Origin of the sequence: Pseudomonas sp. MWU13-2517 (assembly GCF_023242545.1) — a bacterium.
Classification (GTDB): Bacteria; Pseudomonadota; Gammaproteobacteria; order Pseudomonadales; family Pseudomonadaceae; genus Aquipseudomonas.
The window spans coordinates 61,135-77,519 of sequence record NZ_JALMFA010000020.1 but is presented as its reverse complement, the minus strand read 5'-3'; the positions used below and the strand labels follow the sequence as shown (position 1 = coordinate 77,519).

The 16,385-nt window shown below is 60.1% G+C and carries 17 protein-coding genes; 6 read left to right on the top strand and 11 right to left on the bottom strand.

Annotated elements, in window-relative coordinates; all coding sequences use genetic code 11:
- The first annotated feature begins 31 nt into the window (after positions 1 to 31).
- Both M5B97_RS24870 and M5B97_RS24865 read left to right on the top strand, forming a co-directional pair.
- Positions 32 to 1,441 carry an MFS transporter gene (locus M5B97_RS24870; RefSeq protein WP_248732967.1) on the top strand — a complete coding sequence of 470 codons (1,410 nt, stop codon included), beginning with the start codon at positions 32 to 34 and terminating at the stop codon, positions 1,439 to 1,441.
- 133 nt (positions 1,442 to 1,574) lie between these two features.
- Complete coding sequence (locus M5B97_RS24865) at positions 1,575 to 2,087, top strand: hypothetical protein (protein ID WP_248732966.1); 513 nt, start codon at positions 1,575 to 1,577, stop codon at positions 2,085 to 2,087.
- Positions 2,088 to 2,145: 58 nt separating this feature from the next.
- On the opposite strand, the gene M5B97_RS24860 is transcribed toward M5B97_RS24865, so the two are convergent.
- Positions 2,146 to 3,015: a LysR family transcriptional regulator gene (locus tag M5B97_RS24860; protein ID WP_248732965.1), complete on the bottom strand. Its 870-nt coding sequence runs from the start codon at positions 3,013 to 3,015 to the stop codon at positions 2,146 to 2,148.
- Positions 3,016 to 3,111: 96 nt separating this feature from the next.
- On the opposite strand from M5B97_RS24860, the gene gstA reads away from it, so the two are divergent.
- Positions 3,112 to 3,714 carry a glutathione transferase GstA gene (gene gstA, locus M5B97_RS24855; RefSeq protein ID WP_248732964.1) on the top strand — a complete coding sequence of 201 codons (603 nt, stop codon included), beginning with the start codon at positions 3,112 to 3,114 and terminating at the stop codon, positions 3,712 to 3,714.
- A 129-nt stretch (positions 3,715 to 3,843) separates the two neighbouring features.
- Here the strand turns inward: gstA and M5B97_RS24850 are convergent, their stop codons facing one another.
- The 5 genes from M5B97_RS24850 to M5B97_RS24830 all read right to left on the bottom strand — a co-directional run bounded on the left by M5B97_RS24850 (position 3,844) and on the right by M5B97_RS24830 (position 8,250).
- Positions 3,844 to 4,770, bottom strand: coding sequence for an aliphatic sulfonate ABC transporter substrate-binding protein (locus tag M5B97_RS24850; RefSeq protein ID WP_248732963.1), 927 nt, complete (start codon positions 4,768 to 4,770; stop codon positions 3,844 to 3,846).
- Entirely contained in the window at positions 4,770 to 5,783 is a 1,014-nt protein-coding gene (locus M5B97_RS24845) for an ABC transporter substrate-binding protein (RefSeq protein ID WP_134660070.1), read from the bottom strand. Before M5B97_RS24845 ends, M5B97_RS24850 begins: the two co-directional genes overlap by 1 nt.
- A 100-nt stretch (positions 5,784 to 5,883) precedes the next feature.
- Positions 5,884 to 6,411, bottom strand: coding sequence for a sigma-70 family RNA polymerase sigma factor (locus tag M5B97_RS24840; protein WP_248732962.1), 528 nt, complete (start codon positions 6,409 to 6,411; stop codon positions 5,884 to 5,886).
- 108 nt (positions 6,412 to 6,519) lie between these two features.
- Complete coding sequence (locus M5B97_RS24835; protein ID WP_248732961.1) at positions 6,520 to 7,311, bottom strand: PhnD/SsuA/transferrin family substrate-binding protein; 792 nt, start codon at positions 7,309 to 7,311, stop codon at positions 6,520 to 6,522.
- A gap of 9 nt (positions 7,312 to 7,320) precedes the next feature.
- Complete coding sequence (locus tag M5B97_RS24830; protein WP_248732960.1) at positions 7,321 to 8,250, bottom strand: fatty acid desaturase; 930 nt, start codon at positions 8,248 to 8,250, stop codon at positions 7,321 to 7,323.
- Positions 8,251 to 8,383: 133 nt separating this feature from the next.
- Here M5B97_RS24830 and M5B97_RS24825 point away from each other — a divergent pair, with 133 nt between their 5' ends.
- Both M5B97_RS24825 and M5B97_RS24820 read left to right on the top strand, forming a co-directional pair.
- The gene (locus M5B97_RS24825) at positions 8,384 to 8,812 is read left to right on the top strand and encodes a GNAT family N-acetyltransferase (RefSeq protein ID WP_248732959.1); all 429 of its coding nucleotides are present in this window, start codon (positions 8,384 to 8,386) and stop codon (positions 8,810 to 8,812) included.
- A 59-nt stretch (positions 8,813 to 8,871) separates the two neighbouring features.
- Positions 8,872 to 9,690, top strand: coding sequence for a methyltransferase (locus M5B97_RS24820; protein WP_248732958.1), 819 nt, complete (start codon positions 8,872 to 8,874; stop codon positions 9,688 to 9,690).
- A gap of 67 nt (positions 9,691 to 9,757) precedes the next feature.
- On the opposite strand, the gene def is transcribed toward M5B97_RS24820, so the two are convergent.
- The 3 genes from def to M5B97_RS24805 all read right to left on the bottom strand — a co-directional run bounded on the left by def (position 9,758) and on the right by M5B97_RS24805 (position 11,616).
- Entirely contained in the window at positions 9,758 to 10,297 is a 540-nt protein-coding gene (def, locus tag M5B97_RS24815) for a peptide deformylase (protein WP_123715647.1), read from the bottom strand.
- Between the two features lie 3 nt (positions 10,298 to 10,300).
- Complete coding sequence (locus M5B97_RS24810; RefSeq protein ID WP_123715648.1) at positions 10,301 to 11,251, bottom strand: YihY/virulence factor BrkB family protein; 951 nt, start codon at positions 11,249 to 11,251, stop codon at positions 10,301 to 10,303.
- Positions 11,252 to 11,430: 179 nt separating this feature from the next.
- The gene (locus M5B97_RS24805; protein WP_123715649.1) at positions 11,431 to 11,616 is read right to left on the bottom strand and encodes a CsbD family protein; all 186 of its coding nucleotides are present in this window, start codon (positions 11,614 to 11,616) and stop codon (positions 11,431 to 11,433) included.
- Positions 11,617 to 11,815: 199 nt separating this feature from the next.
- Between M5B97_RS24805 and M5B97_RS24800 the strand changes: the two genes are divergently transcribed.
- Positions 11,816 to 12,193, top strand: a complete 378-nt coding sequence (locus M5B97_RS24800) for a hypothetical protein (RefSeq protein ID WP_134660076.1) — start codon at positions 11,816 to 11,818, stop codon at positions 12,191 to 12,193.
- 165 nt (positions 12,194 to 12,358) lie between these two features.
- Here the strand turns inward: M5B97_RS24800 and fadD1 are convergent, their stop codons facing one another.
- The gene (fadD1, locus tag M5B97_RS24795; protein WP_134660077.1) at positions 12,359 to 14,050 is read right to left on the bottom strand and encodes a long-chain-fatty-acid--CoA ligase FadD1; all 1,692 of its coding nucleotides are present in this window, start codon (positions 14,048 to 14,050) and stop codon (positions 12,359 to 12,361) included.
- Between the two features lie 454 nt (positions 14,051 to 14,504).
- Complete coding sequence (fadD2, locus tag M5B97_RS24790; RefSeq protein WP_123715653.1) at positions 14,505 to 16,193, bottom strand: long-chain-fatty-acid--CoA ligase FadD2; 1,689 nt, start codon at positions 16,191 to 16,193, stop codon at positions 14,505 to 14,507.
- Positions 16,194 to 16,385 lie beyond the last annotated feature (192 nt).

Genomic DNA, 16,385 nt, shown 5'->3' with positions numbered 1-16,385 from the left:
CAATAACGCCATTACGCCCGGAACTGCGCCCATGCCCTCACCCTCCACCCTTGACGGCATCGACCCGATCCGGGCCGCCCACATCAGCGCGCGCATTGACCGCCTGCCTGCCGTGGCCAGCGTCTGGCGCCTGGTGGCGTTACTGTCGATCGGTGGCTTTTTCGAGCTGTATGACTTGTTCCAGACCGCCTATATCAGCCCCGGCCTGATCAAGGACGGCCTGTTTGCTACCGGTAGCGGCGGTGTGTTCGGTTTTTCCGACCAGGCCGCGTTCGCCTCGGCGACCTTCCTGGGCCTGTTTCTCGGCGCCAGCCTGCTCAGCCCTATCGCTGACCGCTTCGGGCGGCGGGCAATCTTCACCTTTGCGTTGATCTGGTACACCGTCGCCACAGTATTGATGGGCATTCAGACGTCTGCGCTGGGCATCATCTGCATGCGCTTTCTGGTGGGCATCGGTCTTGGCATCGAGCTGGTGACCATCGACGCCTACCTGTCGGAACTGGTGCCCAAACGCATGCGCAGTTCGGCGTTTGCCTTTGCATTTTTTATCCAGTTCCTGTCAGTGCCGGCGGTGGCCTTGATGTCGTGGTGGCTGGTGCCCCAGGCGCCGTTCGGCGTATCCGGTTGGCGCTGGGTGGTGTTGTCGAGCGCGGTGTTTGCGCTGTTTATCTGGTGGCTGCGCAAACGCTTACCGGAATCGCCGCGCTGGCTCGCACAAAAAGGCCGCTTCGATGAAGCCGATACCATCATGCAGAGCCTGGAGGCACGCTGCCAGAAAGACCATGGCAAACCGCTGGACCAGCCCGAGCCGGAGGCCGTCAGCGTGCAGGGCAGCGGGCGCTTTGCCGATATATGGCAACCGCCTTATCGCCGCCGTGCGTTGATGCTGATTGTGTTTCATGTGTTCCAGGCCATCGGCTTTTTTGGTTTCGGCAACTGGCTGCCGGCGCTGCTCTCGGGCCAGGGTGTCAGCGTGACCCACAGCCTGATGTACGCCTTCATCATCACCCTCGCCTACCCGCTGGGGCCCTTGCTGTTCGTGAAGGTGGCCAACCGCTTTGAAAACAAATGGCAGATCGTCGGCTCGGCCCTGGGCGCGATGATCTTCGGCAGCCTGTTCGCCCTGCAGACCACGGCGACAGGGCTGGTGCTCTGCGGGGTGATGATCACCTTCTGCAATGCGTGGCTGAGTTTCAGTTATCACTCCTACCAGAGCGAACTGTTCCCAACCAACATCCGCGCACGGGCAGTGGGCTTCTGTTATTCGTTCAGCCGCTTGTCGACGGTGTTCAGCAGCCTGTTGATCGGTTTTATCCTCGAACACCTGGGCACACCGGGAGTGCTCGCATTTATCGCCAGCAGCATGCTGATCGTGATGATCACCATCGGTTGGTTCGGCCCGCGTACGCGTAACCTGGCGCTGGAGAATATTGCTCACTGACGGCAACGATTGGCCGCCGGCGGGACAATGTTTGCCGCGACGACCGCTCCCTCCTCAATAAAATCGGGGGATCAGCCCCCGGCACACTATTTGCTCCAGCTGTGGCACCGAACATTTCCACAGGTGAGCGATCATGCTGGTTAACAACAACACCCAAGCCGTGTCGACGATCCAACACATCAAGCGTCCCGACATGGACCCCGCCAACGCTGCCGCCAGCACGCTGTACAGCGGCGCCCTGCAAACGGCGCAGCAAAGCGTCACGGTGCCGGCCGCGCAGAAGGACCTGGACAAGGCCAACGACCGTATCGACGAGGCCTTCGCCAAGACCCGCGTGCAGTTGCAGGCCTCTACGGCAGCGACGAGCGCGACGTCTGACGTGCCGGCCACCGGGTCGACCGGCAAGAGCGCCCGTGAAGACTTCACCGATTACATGAGCAAATCCCCAGCCGAACGCATTCGCGACCAGCTGCTCAAGGAGCAGGGTTTGACTGAAGAGGATGTGCAGAAGCTGCCGCAGGAAAAGCAGGACGCGATTTCCAAGGAAGTGGCTGAGCGCCTCAAGCAGCAACAGGACCAACAGGTAGCGGCAAAAACCGTCGATCCGCAGGTGCAGGCGGTAAAAGAAACCCTGGCCGCGATCTAAGCCACAGCGTAGGGAAATGTGGGAGCAGCGGGCCAGGAGCTGGCACTGTGCAAGGCCATTAATCAGCCAGCATTTTTAACAATGCCTGGGCAGCGACGCCGGGCCCATGGTTCGGCGAACCCACCAGGCAGAACTCGCGGTGTACAGGGGTACTGAGCGGCATCACGCGCAGCCCTTGTCGCTGCGCCGGCAGGGTCATTTCCGGCACCAGCGTGACACCAATGCCTTCGCGCACCAGGCTGAAGGCGCTGTTCCATTCGCGCACTTCCACGCGGACATCCCGCAGCGCCAACCCGGCGTCGGCGCTCAGGCTCCTGGCGTTGGCGGTGCAGCCGCCGGTGGCGAGTACGAAGGGTTGTTCCAACAACTCCGCCAATGTCACTGCAGCCCCGGCCGGGCGCTGGGCCAGTGCATGCTGCGCGGGCACCACCGCTACCCAATTGTCGCGTCCCAACACTGTGGCATTGCGCCCGGGCTTGGGGTTGAGCACCACGCCCAGGTCGATCAGTTCGGCACCCAGCAGGGTCTCCACTTCGTTATCGGTGACTTGCAGCGTGGTGACCTCGATGCCGGGATACAGTTGCTTGAAACGCTGCAACAACGGGCGGAGAAAGGTATCCAGCACGAAGGGAAAGCTGGCGATGCGCAACGTCCCGCGCAACATGGGCCTGGCCTCATCGACGGTGCTGCGAATGGCCTGCAGCGCGCCCATCATGACTCGCGCCTGTTCGATCACATTCAGCCCCAGGGCAGTGGGCAGGGTCTTGCGCGGCTCACGGGTAAACAGTTGCGCACCCAATGTCGCTTCCATTCCGGCCATGGCCTGGCTGGCGGCGGACTGGGTCATGCCCACGCACTCGGCAGCGGCGGTGATGCTGCCATGGTCGGCGACGGCTACCAGCAAGCGCCAGTGCATCAGGTTCATCATGACAGTAGCTGTCCTTATGGCAGGGGTCTGAAGGTTTAATTTTACGCACGGTGCCATGCCCGAGAAACTGGCGCAAATTCCATGGAGCTGTCCCTGATGAAATTGTATTACGCGCCCAACGCCTGCTCACTTGCCCCCCATATCGTATTGCGTGAATTGGCGCTGCCGTTCGAGTTGGTGCGGGTCGACAACAAGGCCAAGACCACCGCCAATGGCGAGGACTTCCTGCAGATCAATCCCAAGGGCTACGTCGCCGCGCTGCAACTGGACAACGGCCAGGTACTGACGGAAGCCAGTGCGATTCTGCAATACCTGGCCGACCTGAAACCCGCAGCCGGCCTGGCCCCCACCAATGGCAGCTGGGAGCGCGTGCGTTTGCAGGAATGGTTGAACTTTGTCGCCAGCGAAATCCATGGCGGGCTGGGGGTGTTCTTCAACAGCGCGATCCCGGATGACGTGAAGGCGCTGTTCAAGGCCACGCTGTTCAAGCGCTTTGCGATCCTGGTGCAGACCCTGGAGCGTCAGGATTACCTGCTGGGTTCGCAATTCTCGGTCGCCGATGCCTACCTGTTCGTGGTGCTGCGTTGGGCCGCCTTCCACGCTATCGACCTGGCTGAGTGGCCGGCACTGGATGCGTTTATGCAGCGGGTGGGGCAGCGCCCAGAGGTCGCCGCCGCACTGGCGGTCGAGAATCCATAAGTTGAAGTGAAAGCACTCAACGCCAGCACCTCCACCGAGCCTGTGCGATCCAGATCCAGATGGGCTACCTGGCTGCGCACCGCCTCGTGGAGTTGCCGAGTGCCCTGCCCGATGTAGATCGTTGCAGGGTCATGGGGCCTTGAAGACAGCTTGCTGTACATCGACCTTTTTCGGGATCAGGCCATTGGCAAAGAACAGGTCGGCGGTGCGTTGCTGGTTGCCGATGTCCACGGCTTGCAGCGGACGAATCGGCGCAGGCGAGCGGTGTTCGAAATAGCTTTTGACCACCGCCGGTTGCAGGCCCAGGGTCTTGGCCATTAACGCGATGCTCTCCTCAGGTTGGTCGAGGGACAGGCGCTGCGCCTTGGCCAGTGTCTTGATGATCGCACCGACGGACTGCGGGTATTGCTTGGCAAACGGGCTGCTGACCACGAAGAAACTGCCCGCCGGGTTGAGACCCTGGCCGTCGCCCAGCACACGGGCGGCCCCGTCGATCACGGCGGCGGAGTAGTACGGATCCCATACCACCCACGCGTCGACCTTGCCTTGTTCAAACGCAGCGCGCCCGTCGGATGGCGACAGGTACACCACGTTCACATCCTTCCATTGCAAGCCCGCGCGCAGCAGGCTTTTGAGGAACAGGTTGTGGGCACTGGAGCCCTTGAGCAGTGCCACGCGCTTGCCCTTGAGCTCCGCCACGCTCTGCACACTGCTGGCCGTGGGTACCAGCACCGCTTCGGTCTTGCCCTCGTTGGGCTCCACCGCAAAGTACTGCAAGTCGATGCCGGCCGCCTGGGCGAAGATCGGCGGGATGTCGCCGATGTTACCGATATCCAGGCTGCCGCCGTTGAGCGCTTCGATCAGCGGTGGGCCGCCGAGGAATTCGGTCCACTGCACCTGCGTGCCGGGCAGCGCTTCTTCGAAGAGTTTGTGCTCACGGGCCAGTACCATGCTCACGGAGCTTTTCTGGTAACCGATGCGCAAGGTGGGAGGGTCGGCCGCCAGCACCTGGCCGACCACCAGCGAAAGAACCACGGCAGCGAAGACTTTAAGCATCAGAGCGCCCCCTTGACCTTGGCCGCCACATCCGCCGGCACCCATTGCTGCCATACCTGTGGATGGTCCTTGAGGAACGCTTGAGCCACCTGACGTGGCGGTGTGCGCTTCTCGCTCATTTCACCGAGGATGCCGTTGAGCAAATCAATGGGTAGGTCGACCTTTTCAAACACGCTGACCAGTTGCGGATACTGCGCTTTGAAGGGTGCCGACACGCCAATCGCCAGGCGGGCCGGCATCGAGCGGGTACCGATGGGGTTCGGGTTTTTCGCGTCGGACAGGGTTTTCCAGGCTTCGGCGTTGAACGGCGGTTCCTCCAGCTTGACCAGCTTGAAACGGCCCAGCAGCGGTGTCGGCGACCAGTAGTAGAACAACACCGGCTTGCCACGACGGATCGACGACGCGACTTCCGCATCCAGCGCCGCGCCGGAGCCGCTGCGGAAGTTGACGAAACTGTCGGTCAGTTTGTAAGCCTTGAGTTTCTGGCTGTTGACGATCTCCGAGGTCCAGCCGGTAGGGCTGTTGAGGAAGCGCCCACGGGTCGGGTCTTCAGGGTCGCGGAACACGTCCTTGTAGCGCGGCAGGTCGGCCACTGACTTCAGGTCCGGCGCCAGGGGTTTGATGCCGCGCTCGGCATCGCCCTTGATCACGAACTCCGGCACCCACCAGCCTTCGGTGGCACCTTTTACGGTGTCGCCAAGGCCGAACACTTTGCCTTCGTTTTCCGCCTTGACCCACGCCGGACTGCGCCCGGCCCACTCTTCACCGATCACTTGGATATCATCCTTGGCCAGGGCGGCTTCCAGGCTGACGGTACTGCCGGGCAAGGTGTCGGTGGGCAGGCCATAGCCTTTCTCGACGATCAGGCGCAGCACCTCGGTGATCAGGCTGCCGCTTTCCCAGGTGATGTCACCGAAATGGATGGGTTTGACGGTTTCGGCGGCCGTTGTTGGCTGCGATAAAGCGGCCAGTGCCAGCAGCGAGCCACCCAGCAGGGTTTTAAGTCTTTTCATGCAGAACCTCGTGGCTAATCATTTCCTGGAACACAGAAGACCCAGTGTCGGAACGGGCTTGCCCGCTCCCACATTTGATCTCTGCGGTATTCAAGAGGGGTTAAAAGTCATAACTGGGCCGCGTGTGGTGGAACCGCAGGCAGCGATTGAAGGCACGGGTCATGTAGTCACTGACCGAGCGCCGGGAAATCCCCAGTTCGGTGGCGATTTCCGGGTAGGTCAGGCCATTGAGCTGCGACAGTAGAAAGGTCGCCTTGACCTTGGCCGGCAAGCCGTCGAGCAATTGGTCGATGGCTTGCAGCGCCTCGAGCATCTGCGCCAGCTCTTGCGCAGACGGCGCGCTGCAGGTTTCTTCGCTGTCGAGCGCTTCAAGGTAGGCGCGCTCCAGGTCACGGCGACGCCACAGCTGGTACATCAGGCGCTGGGCGATAGTGGTAAGCAACGCGCGAGGCTGGCGGATGGGGCCTGCACCCGGCGCACTCAGCAACTGGACAAAGGTATCGGCGGCAATGTCTTCGGCGTGGGCGCGCGAATCGAGGTGACGGTGCAGACGGTTGCACAGCCAGTCGTAATGACTGCGGAACAATCCGCCCACGTAATCGCGGTGAGTAGTGTCGGCGCCGGACATAGTGGCTCCATCTGAGTAGGTTGCACGTTATGTCCGGTGTTCCGGTGAAGCGATCCTAGCAAGGCTGCTTATTCTTTAATAATATCTAAAAGGTATTTTTATATAACCTTATCGAAGCTCAGCGTAGCCGGCGCTGACGGCCTCTTGCTGGTAGTCCAAAAGCATTCTGTAGTCGTCTTCACTAGCGGCAAGCACCTCCTGCAGGCCCAGTGTTTCGGCCACCTGGGGTAAATCCTGCAGCGCCTGGTTCATTGCCTGACGGATCTGAATAACCTGTTCATCGCTCAAGCCCAATGGGCCGATATAGGGCAAGGTCGGGCTCGGCGCGCTGCGGGTCACGATGCGCAGCCCCGCCACTTCCTGCGGCGCAAAGCGGGCAAGGTAGTCGTAGGTGACGCTGTCGACGGCGGCGAGGTCGGCGCGATCTTCCCGCAGCCGGCGCAGGCTCTCGCGATGGGCGCCGCTGATGTCCACGCTGGCGAAGAAACGCCCATTGCGCTGCAGCGGTGCCAGGCGTTGGCGCAGTAGGTTCATGCCGCTGTTGGAGTCGTGGCCGTTGATCACGCCACGGCTGTCGTAAAAGTCCGCCAACGTGTGGCGCGGGTTGTCGTCCCGGGTCAGCAGAAGGCTGCAGTGTTCGCCCTGACTGCTGTGGGGCAACTCATAGCGGGGGCGGCCGATCACACGGACATGGCCGCGCAATTGCGTCATCAGTGGATAGCCGCAGGTTTGAGTCACCAGCAACTCGGGCGCGAGCCACAGGCCGGGCAAGTCCAGGTGATCGGCGTTGAGACGGCGCAGCCCCAGGCGTTCGAGGATGCGCGTCAGCCATTGGTGGCTGGCCTGCCGGATCGGCTCGGGCGCGACATACATCAGCAGCTCGGCATAGTGGTCACTCATGGTCAGCTCTCACGCAAAAGGGTGCCGGGGACTGTCGATGGCCTTGAGACCGTGGCGGCTGATCAACTGGCCGTAGCCTTGCACCAGGAAACCACCGCTGCGCGCCACCCACTGCTTACGCCGGGCGCGGTAGACCGTGGGCAGCAAGTACCAGGGCAATTTGGGCAAGTCGTGGTGCACCAGGTGCAGGTTGTTGTTGAGAAACAGCCAGGTCCACGGCCAGGACGCTTCATTGAGCACGGTGCGTTGCTCCGGTTGCGGGTGCGGGCGATGTTCATAGTAGGAACGAATCGACGCCAGGGACAAGGCCGGTACGCTGACCAGCAGCAGGTAGTGCCACACCGACAGCGCGCTGCAGTGGGCGACGAAACTCAGCATCAGCACGGTAACCGCGCCGTGGGCCAGCCACATCGTCCAGACCTGGGGCAGGCGCCGGCACTCATGGCGGGCCAGACGGCCAATCGCCAAGGGCGCTGCCAGCAGGAAGCGGCCGAGCACGGTCTTGGTCAGCCAATGCACACCACGTTCGAACAGTGAGCTGTTGTCCCATTGCTGCTGGTTAAGGTAGCGGCTTTCCGGGTCGATACCTGGCAACGTCAGGTCTTCATCGTTGTGGTGCAGCAAGTGGCTGTCGCGATACAGCGTGTAGGGGTACCACACGGCGAATGGCGCATAGCCGAGGATTTTATTGAACAGCGCCGAACGGGTGGGATGGCCATGCAGCAGTTCATGTTGCACCGACAGCCACAACGTCACGATCGGGATCAGCAACAGCGTGCTCAACCACACGCCCAACCAGCGGCTGCCAAGTATCACGGCGAACCAGCCGGCATACACGCCGATCAACAGCAGCCAGGTCGGCCATTCGGTTCTTGCAGTAAAGGTCGTGGCCAGGGCTTCGATTTCCCGGCGTTGGATCGGATCAAGGTAATTGGCCATCGGCAGCTCACAGCAGGTGTTTCCTGCTCTGTGCAACGAGGCGCGAAAATCTTGTAGATCGTTTGGTGCTGAGCTTAGAAGCACATGCATCAACCGCTACAATGGCCGCCCTCGCCCTCTCACTGGTTTGAACATGCTTATCCAATTGCTGGCAGAACCTCTGTGGCCTCTGCTGAACAAGTTTTATCGCAGCCACAATTCATCGATGAAGGCGCTCAAGGGCGGGCGCTTATGGGTGGCGCGGGAGAGCGAAATCGTCGCCGGCTTGTGCCTGTCGCCGGTGGTCGGCGGGCAATGGCTGACCGGCGTGTTCGTGGACCCGGCGTATCGTGGCCAGGGGTTGGCGGCGAAGCTGATTCTTCAAGCGGTGGCGGCTTGCGAAGGCACTGTGTGGTTGCTGTGTCATCCGGACCTCGAAGGGTTCTATCAACGCATGGGGTTCACCCAGGACACGCTGCTGCCGCAGTCCCTCAGCGAACGGTTGGTGCGCTACAAGCGCAACAAACCGATGATCGCGATGGGCTTAGATCGTTTGGTGAGGTCGACCTCGGATAATGTGTGATCAGTGCATGCAGGGCCCGTGCTAGCCTCGAGGGCACAGTGGCTCTTCACAGGATGATCATGAAAACGACGCTCGCAATTCTTTCCCTCACCGCCCTCCTCTTGCCGGTCGTGAGCCAGGCAGCCGATGCTCAGATCAGTGCCCGGCAATATTCCAGCGTGCTCGCCGGCAGTTGGCGCGACCCGGCCAACAGCGCGCGCGACGGCTATCGCCATCCTCAGCAGACCCTGGAGTTCTTCGGCTTGCGCGCCAACCAGAGGGTGATCGAAATCACCCCAGGGAGCGGCTGGTACAGCGAAGTGCTGGCGCCGCTGCTCAAGGATCACGGGCAGTACATCGCAGCCGTACAGGCGGCGAGCAGCAGTGCCTATGCGCGCATATCCGAAGAAAACCTGAAGAAGAAATTCACAGCCGACCCAGCACGCTACGGCAAGGCCGCGGTGGTCGAGTTCGACCCCAAGGCACCGGTCTTCGGCAAACCAGCCTCGGCCGATGCGGTGCTGACCTTTCGCAATGTGCATAACTGGGTAGCGGCCGACACGGCGGCAGCGACCTTCAGTGCGTTCTATAAAGTGCTGAAACCGGGCGGTGTGCTGGGTGTGGAGGATCACCGGGCCAAGGATGGAGCGGACCTAGAGGCGATCAAGAACAGTGGTTACCTGACGACCGCACAGGTGGTGAAGCTGGCGACAGATGCCGGGTTCCAACTGGCGGGGCAAAGTGAAGTGAATGCCAACCCGAAGGACACCAAGGACTACCCCGATGGCGTGTGGACCTTGCCGCCGACGTTGAAATTGGGCGAGCAGGACAAAGCCAGGTATCTGGCAATCGGGGAGTCGGATCGGATGACGTTGCGGTTCGTCAAACCCGCCAAATAATCCGACTTGAGAGGCCATGCATGTGGGAGGCGGCCCCTCCCACAAGTTGATCTCAACGAGGCTGCCGTCAGTCGTCGGCTGCGGGGTCCATCTCAGGAAACATCACCTCGATAAAACCGAATTTGCTGAAGTCGGTAATCCGAGACGGGTAAAGCCGACCGATCAGGTGATCGCATTCATGCTGCACCACCCGCGCGTGGAATCCGTCGGCAAACCGCACAATCGGCTCGCCCTTGGGGTCGAAACCTTCGTAGCGAATCTGTTGGTAACGGTTCACCGCACCACGCAGGCCAGGTACGGACAGGCAGCCTTCATAACCTTCTTCCAGAACCGGGCTGAGCGGTGTAATCAACGGATTGATCAGGATGGTCTGCGGCACCGGCGGCGCGTCCGGGTAGCGTTCACTGGCCTCGAAACCAAAGATCACCAGTTGCAGATCAACGCCAATCTGCGGCGCGGCCAGGCCGACACCGCCAACGTGTTCCATGGTCTGGAACATGTCGTCGATCAGTTGCCACAGCTCGGGGCTGTCGAACATTTCCGGCGGAACCGGTTGCGCGATACGCAGCAGGCGCTCGTCGCCCATTTTCAGGATTTCACGGATCATCGATCAGACTTCGTCGGTAGTGGGTTTGGAGTGGTCCCGGCCCAGGCCTGAGACATGCTGTTTTTCATCCGTGTGAGTCTGCCCATCGAACTGCTTTTCCCCAGGATCCTTGCCTTCGGCCGACATGTGCTCGATCACCGCGTTCATCTCCGCGCCCAGCAATAGCACGGCGGCAGAAATGTAGAAGTACAGGAGCAGGACGATGATCGCACCGATACTGCCATACATGGCGTTGTAGTCGGCGAAGGTTTTCACGTAATAGCCAAAGCCCAGCGAAGCGACAATCCACACCACGACGGCCAGTACCGAGCCTGGGGTGATGAAACGAAATTTCTGCTGCACATCGGGCATCACGTAATACATGAGGGCCACGGCGAACATCAGCAGGATCACGATCACCGGCCAGCGCAGGATGGTCCACAGGGTGACCACGAACTCCTCCATGCCGATCTGCCCGGCGACCCACTCCATCACTTGCGGGCCCAGCACCATCAACGCGGCGGCGGCGAGGAGCATGCCGGCGATGCCAACGGTGTAGAGAATCGACAGAGGGAAACGCTTCCAGATCGGCCGGCCTTCGACAACGTCGTAGGCGGCGTTCATCGCGCTCATCATCAGGCGCACGCCGGCCGAGGCGGTCCACAAGGCGATCACGATACCCACCGAGAGCAAGCCACCTTTGGACTGCTGCAACTGGTCGATCACCGGGTTGACCTGCTCCAGCGCCTGGGGCGGCAACACCAGCTCCGACTGCAGGCGCAGCCAGCTGAAGAAGTCCGGCAGGTGCAGGAAACCGATCAGGGCTATCAGGAACAGCAGGAAGGGGAACAGTGAAAACAGCATCTGATAGGCCAGTGCCGAGGCGTACGTAGGCATTTCGTCATCGACGAATTCCGTCACGGTGCGCACCAGCACTTTGTGGAGCTTGAGACCATTTAGTACCGGAAAAATCATAGCGTCTCCTTTCGCCGCAAAAAGTTGAGTTCGTGGGCGACTCAGGGGCCGTTTTCTACATCAAGGTAGCCCATTTGGCGACCCTGAAACAATTTCGAAACTTTAAACGCATCACGTGACACAAAAACGGCCATCCGTGGATGGCCGTCGAGCTGCGATAACCCGCCAGCGATTCAGGACTACTTGGTCGCTTTCTTGACCGCGTCCTTGGTATCACCGACGGCTTTTTCGACCTGGCCTTTCTTTTCCTGCACGACGCCTTCAGCGCGCAGTTTGTCGTTGCCGGTGACCTTGCCGACGCCTTGCTTGACGTTGCCGACGACCTCGTCTTTCAAACCTTTTGCCTTATCCGATGTGCTGCTCATGGTATTTCTCCGAAGAACAATCAGGTGTTTTGGGCATTGCCTGAAGATTGACCCGAAGCGGTACGGCAGAGTTTCAATTATTTTTCGATGCGCATTTCATCGAAAGCGGCAGGTTTGACTTTATGTTTTGCGACCAACCCACGAGAATGCCCGGCACATTCAGGCTATAACGCTGAATAACAGATCCCGTAGGAAGGTTATGAAACTCAATAAAGCACAGGCCATCGCCCGCCGAAACACCGAACTGGGCGGTGCCGTACTCGGCGTCAACAACTGCCACTTCACCGACCTGGACCGCAAGCGCAACATCTGGTGGTTCGACCTGCCGGTAGGCCGCATTGCCGTGGGCCAGTACGAGTGGATTCACCTGCTGATGCACAACGCCGAGACCGACCAGTTGCTGCACCTGAAGGTACCGACGGCGTTCCTGCGCGAGAAGCTCGAAGGGCTGGTGGTGCGCAACGCGGGCAAGCGCAAGCCGGAGATCACCCTGGAACTGAGCGCGGACAAGGATTCGTTCCTGAAGGATGTACGCCCGGCGGGTGCGGGTGTGAGCTTCGCGCAGTTCGCCTGCTAATGGCTCGCCATTTAAGTAAGGGCGCGTAAAAAAGCCATATTGTGCATATTTCTTCCACAGCAATGGCTATATGCAATCAACGTAAACACGCATCACATTAAATAGCAGCCAATAAAAAACCCGTACTTCATCGAAGTACGGGCTTGGTTGAAACCGCTGGACTGCTTACTTTTTGAGGCCGAGTTTCTTCAGTTCTTCATCGCGCAACTCACGACGCAGGATCTTGCCCACGTTGGTGGTCGGCAACGCATCGCGGAACTCCACGGCCTTGGGCACCTTGTAGCCGGTGACGTTGGCGCGCATGTGTTCCATCACCTGGTCCTTGGTCAGGGTGGCCCCCGGCTTGACCACGATGAAGATCTTGATGTGTTCCCCGGACTTCTCGTCAGGCACACCGATGGCCGCGCATTGCAGCACGCCCGGCAGGGCCGCCAGCACGTCTTCCAGCTCATTGGGGTAGACGTTGAAACCGGAGACCAGAATCATGTCCTTCTTGCGGTCCACGATGCGCATGTAGCCGTCTTGCTGGATGATCGCGATATCACCGGTCTTCAGCCAGCCTTCGCTGTCGAGGATCTCGGCAGTGGCGTCTTCGCGTTGCCAGTAGCCCTTCATGACCTGCGGGCCCTTGATGCACAGCTCGCCGGTTTCGCCCAACGGCAGCTCGGTGCCGTCATCGGCGATGACCTTGCATACCGTCGACGGTACCGGAATACCGATAGTGCCGATCTGAATGCTCTGGCTCGGGTTGACCGTGGCCACCGGGCTGGTTTCGGTCATGCCGTAACCTTCGCAGATGTTGCAGCCGGTGACGGCCTTCCAGCGTTCGGCAGCGGCAAGTTGCAAGGCCATGCCGCCCGACAGGGTGACTTTCAGCGCAGAGAAGTCCAGCTTGCGGAAGCCTTCGTTGTTGCACAGCGCCACGAACAGGGTATTCAGCCCGACAAAACCACTGAACTTCCACTTCGACAGTTCCTTGACCATTGCCGGCAAGTCGCGCGGGTTGCTGATCAGGATGTTGTGGTTGCCGATCAACATCATCGCCATGCAATGAAAGGTGAACGCGTAGATGTGGTACAGCGGCAGCGGCGTGATCAGGATCTCGCAGCCCTCGTTGAGGTTGGAGCCCATCAGCGCCTTGCACTGCAGCATGTTGGCGACCAGGTTACGGTGGGTCAGCATCGCGCCCTTGGCCACGCCGGTGGTGCCGCCGGTGTATTGCAAGACCGCCACGTCGCCGCTGGCCGGGCTGACGTCATTGACCGGTTGCCCCTGCCCCTTGGCCAGCACGTCATTGAACTTGATCGCCTTGGGCAAGTGATAGGCAGGGACCATCTTCTTCACGTACTTGATGACGCTGTTGATCAGCAGGCGCTTGAATGGCGACAGCAGGTCAGCGACTTCAGTGACGATCACGTGCTTGACGGAGGTCTTGGGTACGACCTTTTCCGCCAGGTGGGCCATGTTGGCCAGGCAGACCAGGGCCTTGGCCCCGGAATCATTGAATTGGTGTTCCATTTCCCGCGCGGTGTACAGCGGGTTGGTGTTGACCACGATCAGGCCGGCACGGATGGCGCCGAATACCGCGACCGGGTATTGCAGGACGTTGGGCAGTTGCACGGCGATTCGATCGCCGGGCTTCAAGTCGGTGTGCTGTTGCAGGTAGGCGGCGAAGGCACCGGACAATTCGTACAATTCACCGTAGGTGATGGTCTTGCCCAGGTTGCTGAAAGCCGGTTTGTCGGCGAAGCGCTGGCAGGACTGTTTCAGTACCGCCTGAATATTCTGATACTCGTCTGGATTGATTTCTGCAGCAATCCCGGCGGGGTACTTATCCTTCCAAAAGTCTTCGTTCATGGAAGCCCACTCCTCAGCGACGCGAATTCATCATCGCATTTGATGCGATTATTATTGGTGTATGTTTTTTAGGTGAGTCTGGCGCTTTCAAGCAGGCCGAGAAGTCACAAAGCGCGCCGAGAGTAGCAGCTTTGCCAAGGGCCGCCTAGAGCCAAAAGAGAGTCCTACAGTCATAAACACGACTGTCCTACAATATTTAGTCACATTTGAAATAGTGACCGCATACTTCAGAGAAAGGCTCTGGAATAGGCCTCTCAGGGCAAATAAAAACAATATGGAAGGGGGCTTGCTGTGGCGAGGGAGATTGCTGTGGCGAGGGAGCTTGCTGTGGCGAGGGAGCTTGCTCCCGTTGACTGCGCAGCAGTCTCCGGCTTTATGGGGGGGCGCTTCGCCCCCCAGCGCAAGCAAGCTTGCTCGCCACAGCAAGCCCACCTCCACATAGAGCCATTTCAAGTCAGGCGATGTCGCGAAGCTCGCGCCGTAAAATCTTGCCCACCGGCGTCATCGGCAACGACTCCCGCAGCACAATATGCTTGGGCACCTTGTACCCCGTGAAGTTGGTCTTGCAGTACGCCTTCAACTCTTCAAGGCTCACGCCCTGGGCCCGTGCGACCACAAACAGTTTCACGGCCTCCCCCGTACGTTCATCCGGCACGCCGATCACTGCACAGTTGGCCACCGCAGGATGCGCCATCACCACGTCTTCGATCTCGTTGGGATAGACGTTGAAACCCGAGACGATAATCAGGTCTTTCTTGCGGTCGACGATGCTGACGAAACCATCGATGTCGATTACCGCAATGTCGCCGGTCTTGAGCCAACCCTCGGCGTCCAGGGTCTCGGCAGTGGCCACCGGCTGTTGCCAGTAGCCTTTCATCACCTGCGGCCCCTTGATGCACAACTCGCCCCGTTCGCCCAATGGCAATTCACGGCCTTCATCGTCGATGACCTTCATTGCGGTACCCGGCACCGGGATTCCCACGGTGCCCAGTCGCGAATGGCTGCCATAGGGATTGGTGCTCGCTACGGGTGAGGTTTCGGTCAGGCCATAGCCTTCGCCGATAGAGCACCCGGTAAGCGCCTTCCAGCGCTCGGCCGTGGCCTTGACCAGGGCGGTACCGCCGGAATTGGTGATCTTGAGGTGCGAGAAGTCCAGGGTCTTGAAGTCCGGGTGGTCCATCAATGCCACAAACAGCGTGTTGAGCCCCAGCAGGCAGGAGAATCGCCACTTCTTCAGTTCCTTGATGAAGCCGCCGATGTCCCGTGGGTTGGTGATCAGCACATTGTGGTTACCGGTCACCATCATGCACATGCAGTTCGCCGTAAAGGCATAGATATGGTAGAGCGGCAGAGGAGCGATCATCACTTCCTGCCCTTCCTTCACCAGTGGCTGGCCGTCATCAGTGACCTGGGACATGCATGCCCGCACCTGTTGCATGTTCGCCACCAGGTTGCCATGGGTGAGCATCGCGCCCTTGGCCAGGCCGGTGGTGCCACCGGTGTATTGCAGCACGGCGATGTCGTCCAGGCTCACCGGATGGCGCGTCACGCCCAGGCCCGCGCCCATGCGCAGAGCCCGCTTGAAGGACACGGCCCGTGGCAGGCTGTAGGCCGGGACCATCTTCTTGACCTTGTCGACCACGGTGTTGACCAGCCAGCCTTTGGCGGCGGGCATGAAGTCGCCCATCCTGGCTTCAATCAGGTAGTCGATCTCGGTGTCGCCGCACACTTCCTGCACCCGCGAGCCGAACAGGTTGAGGTAGACCAGCGCACGCACGCCGGCGTCCTTGAACTGGTGGCGCATCTCGCGCGGAGTGTAGAGCGGGTTGGTGTTGACCACGATCAGCCCGGCGCGCAGCGCGCCGAACACGGCGATGGGGTAATGCAACACGTTGGGCATCTGCACCGCGATGCGCTCGCCAGGCTTGAGGTCGGTATGCTGTTGCAGGTAACCGGCGAACGCCGCACTCTGGCGCTCAAGCTCGGCGTAGGTCAGGGTAATGCCCATGTTGCTGAACGCAGGACGGTCGGCAAAGGCTTTGCAGGAACGTTCAAAGACTTCGATCACCGATTTGTAGGTGGTGAGGTCGATGTCATTGGGAACGCCCGCCGCACGTTTGTCATTCCAGAAATCAGGTTGCATTATTCTTGTCCTCTTACCTGAGTGTGTCTGGCCGCTGTAGCGATAACTGCAGTTATAAAAAGCAGGCTGCTATAAAAAGCGGAGCTTCGGGGACGTTAGCAGCTATGGCCAATCCGGCAAATATGCCAAACCGTTTCATTGATTGTATGAATCTTGTCTCTGAGGCGTAGGCAGATGTCCCACCCTCGGGGA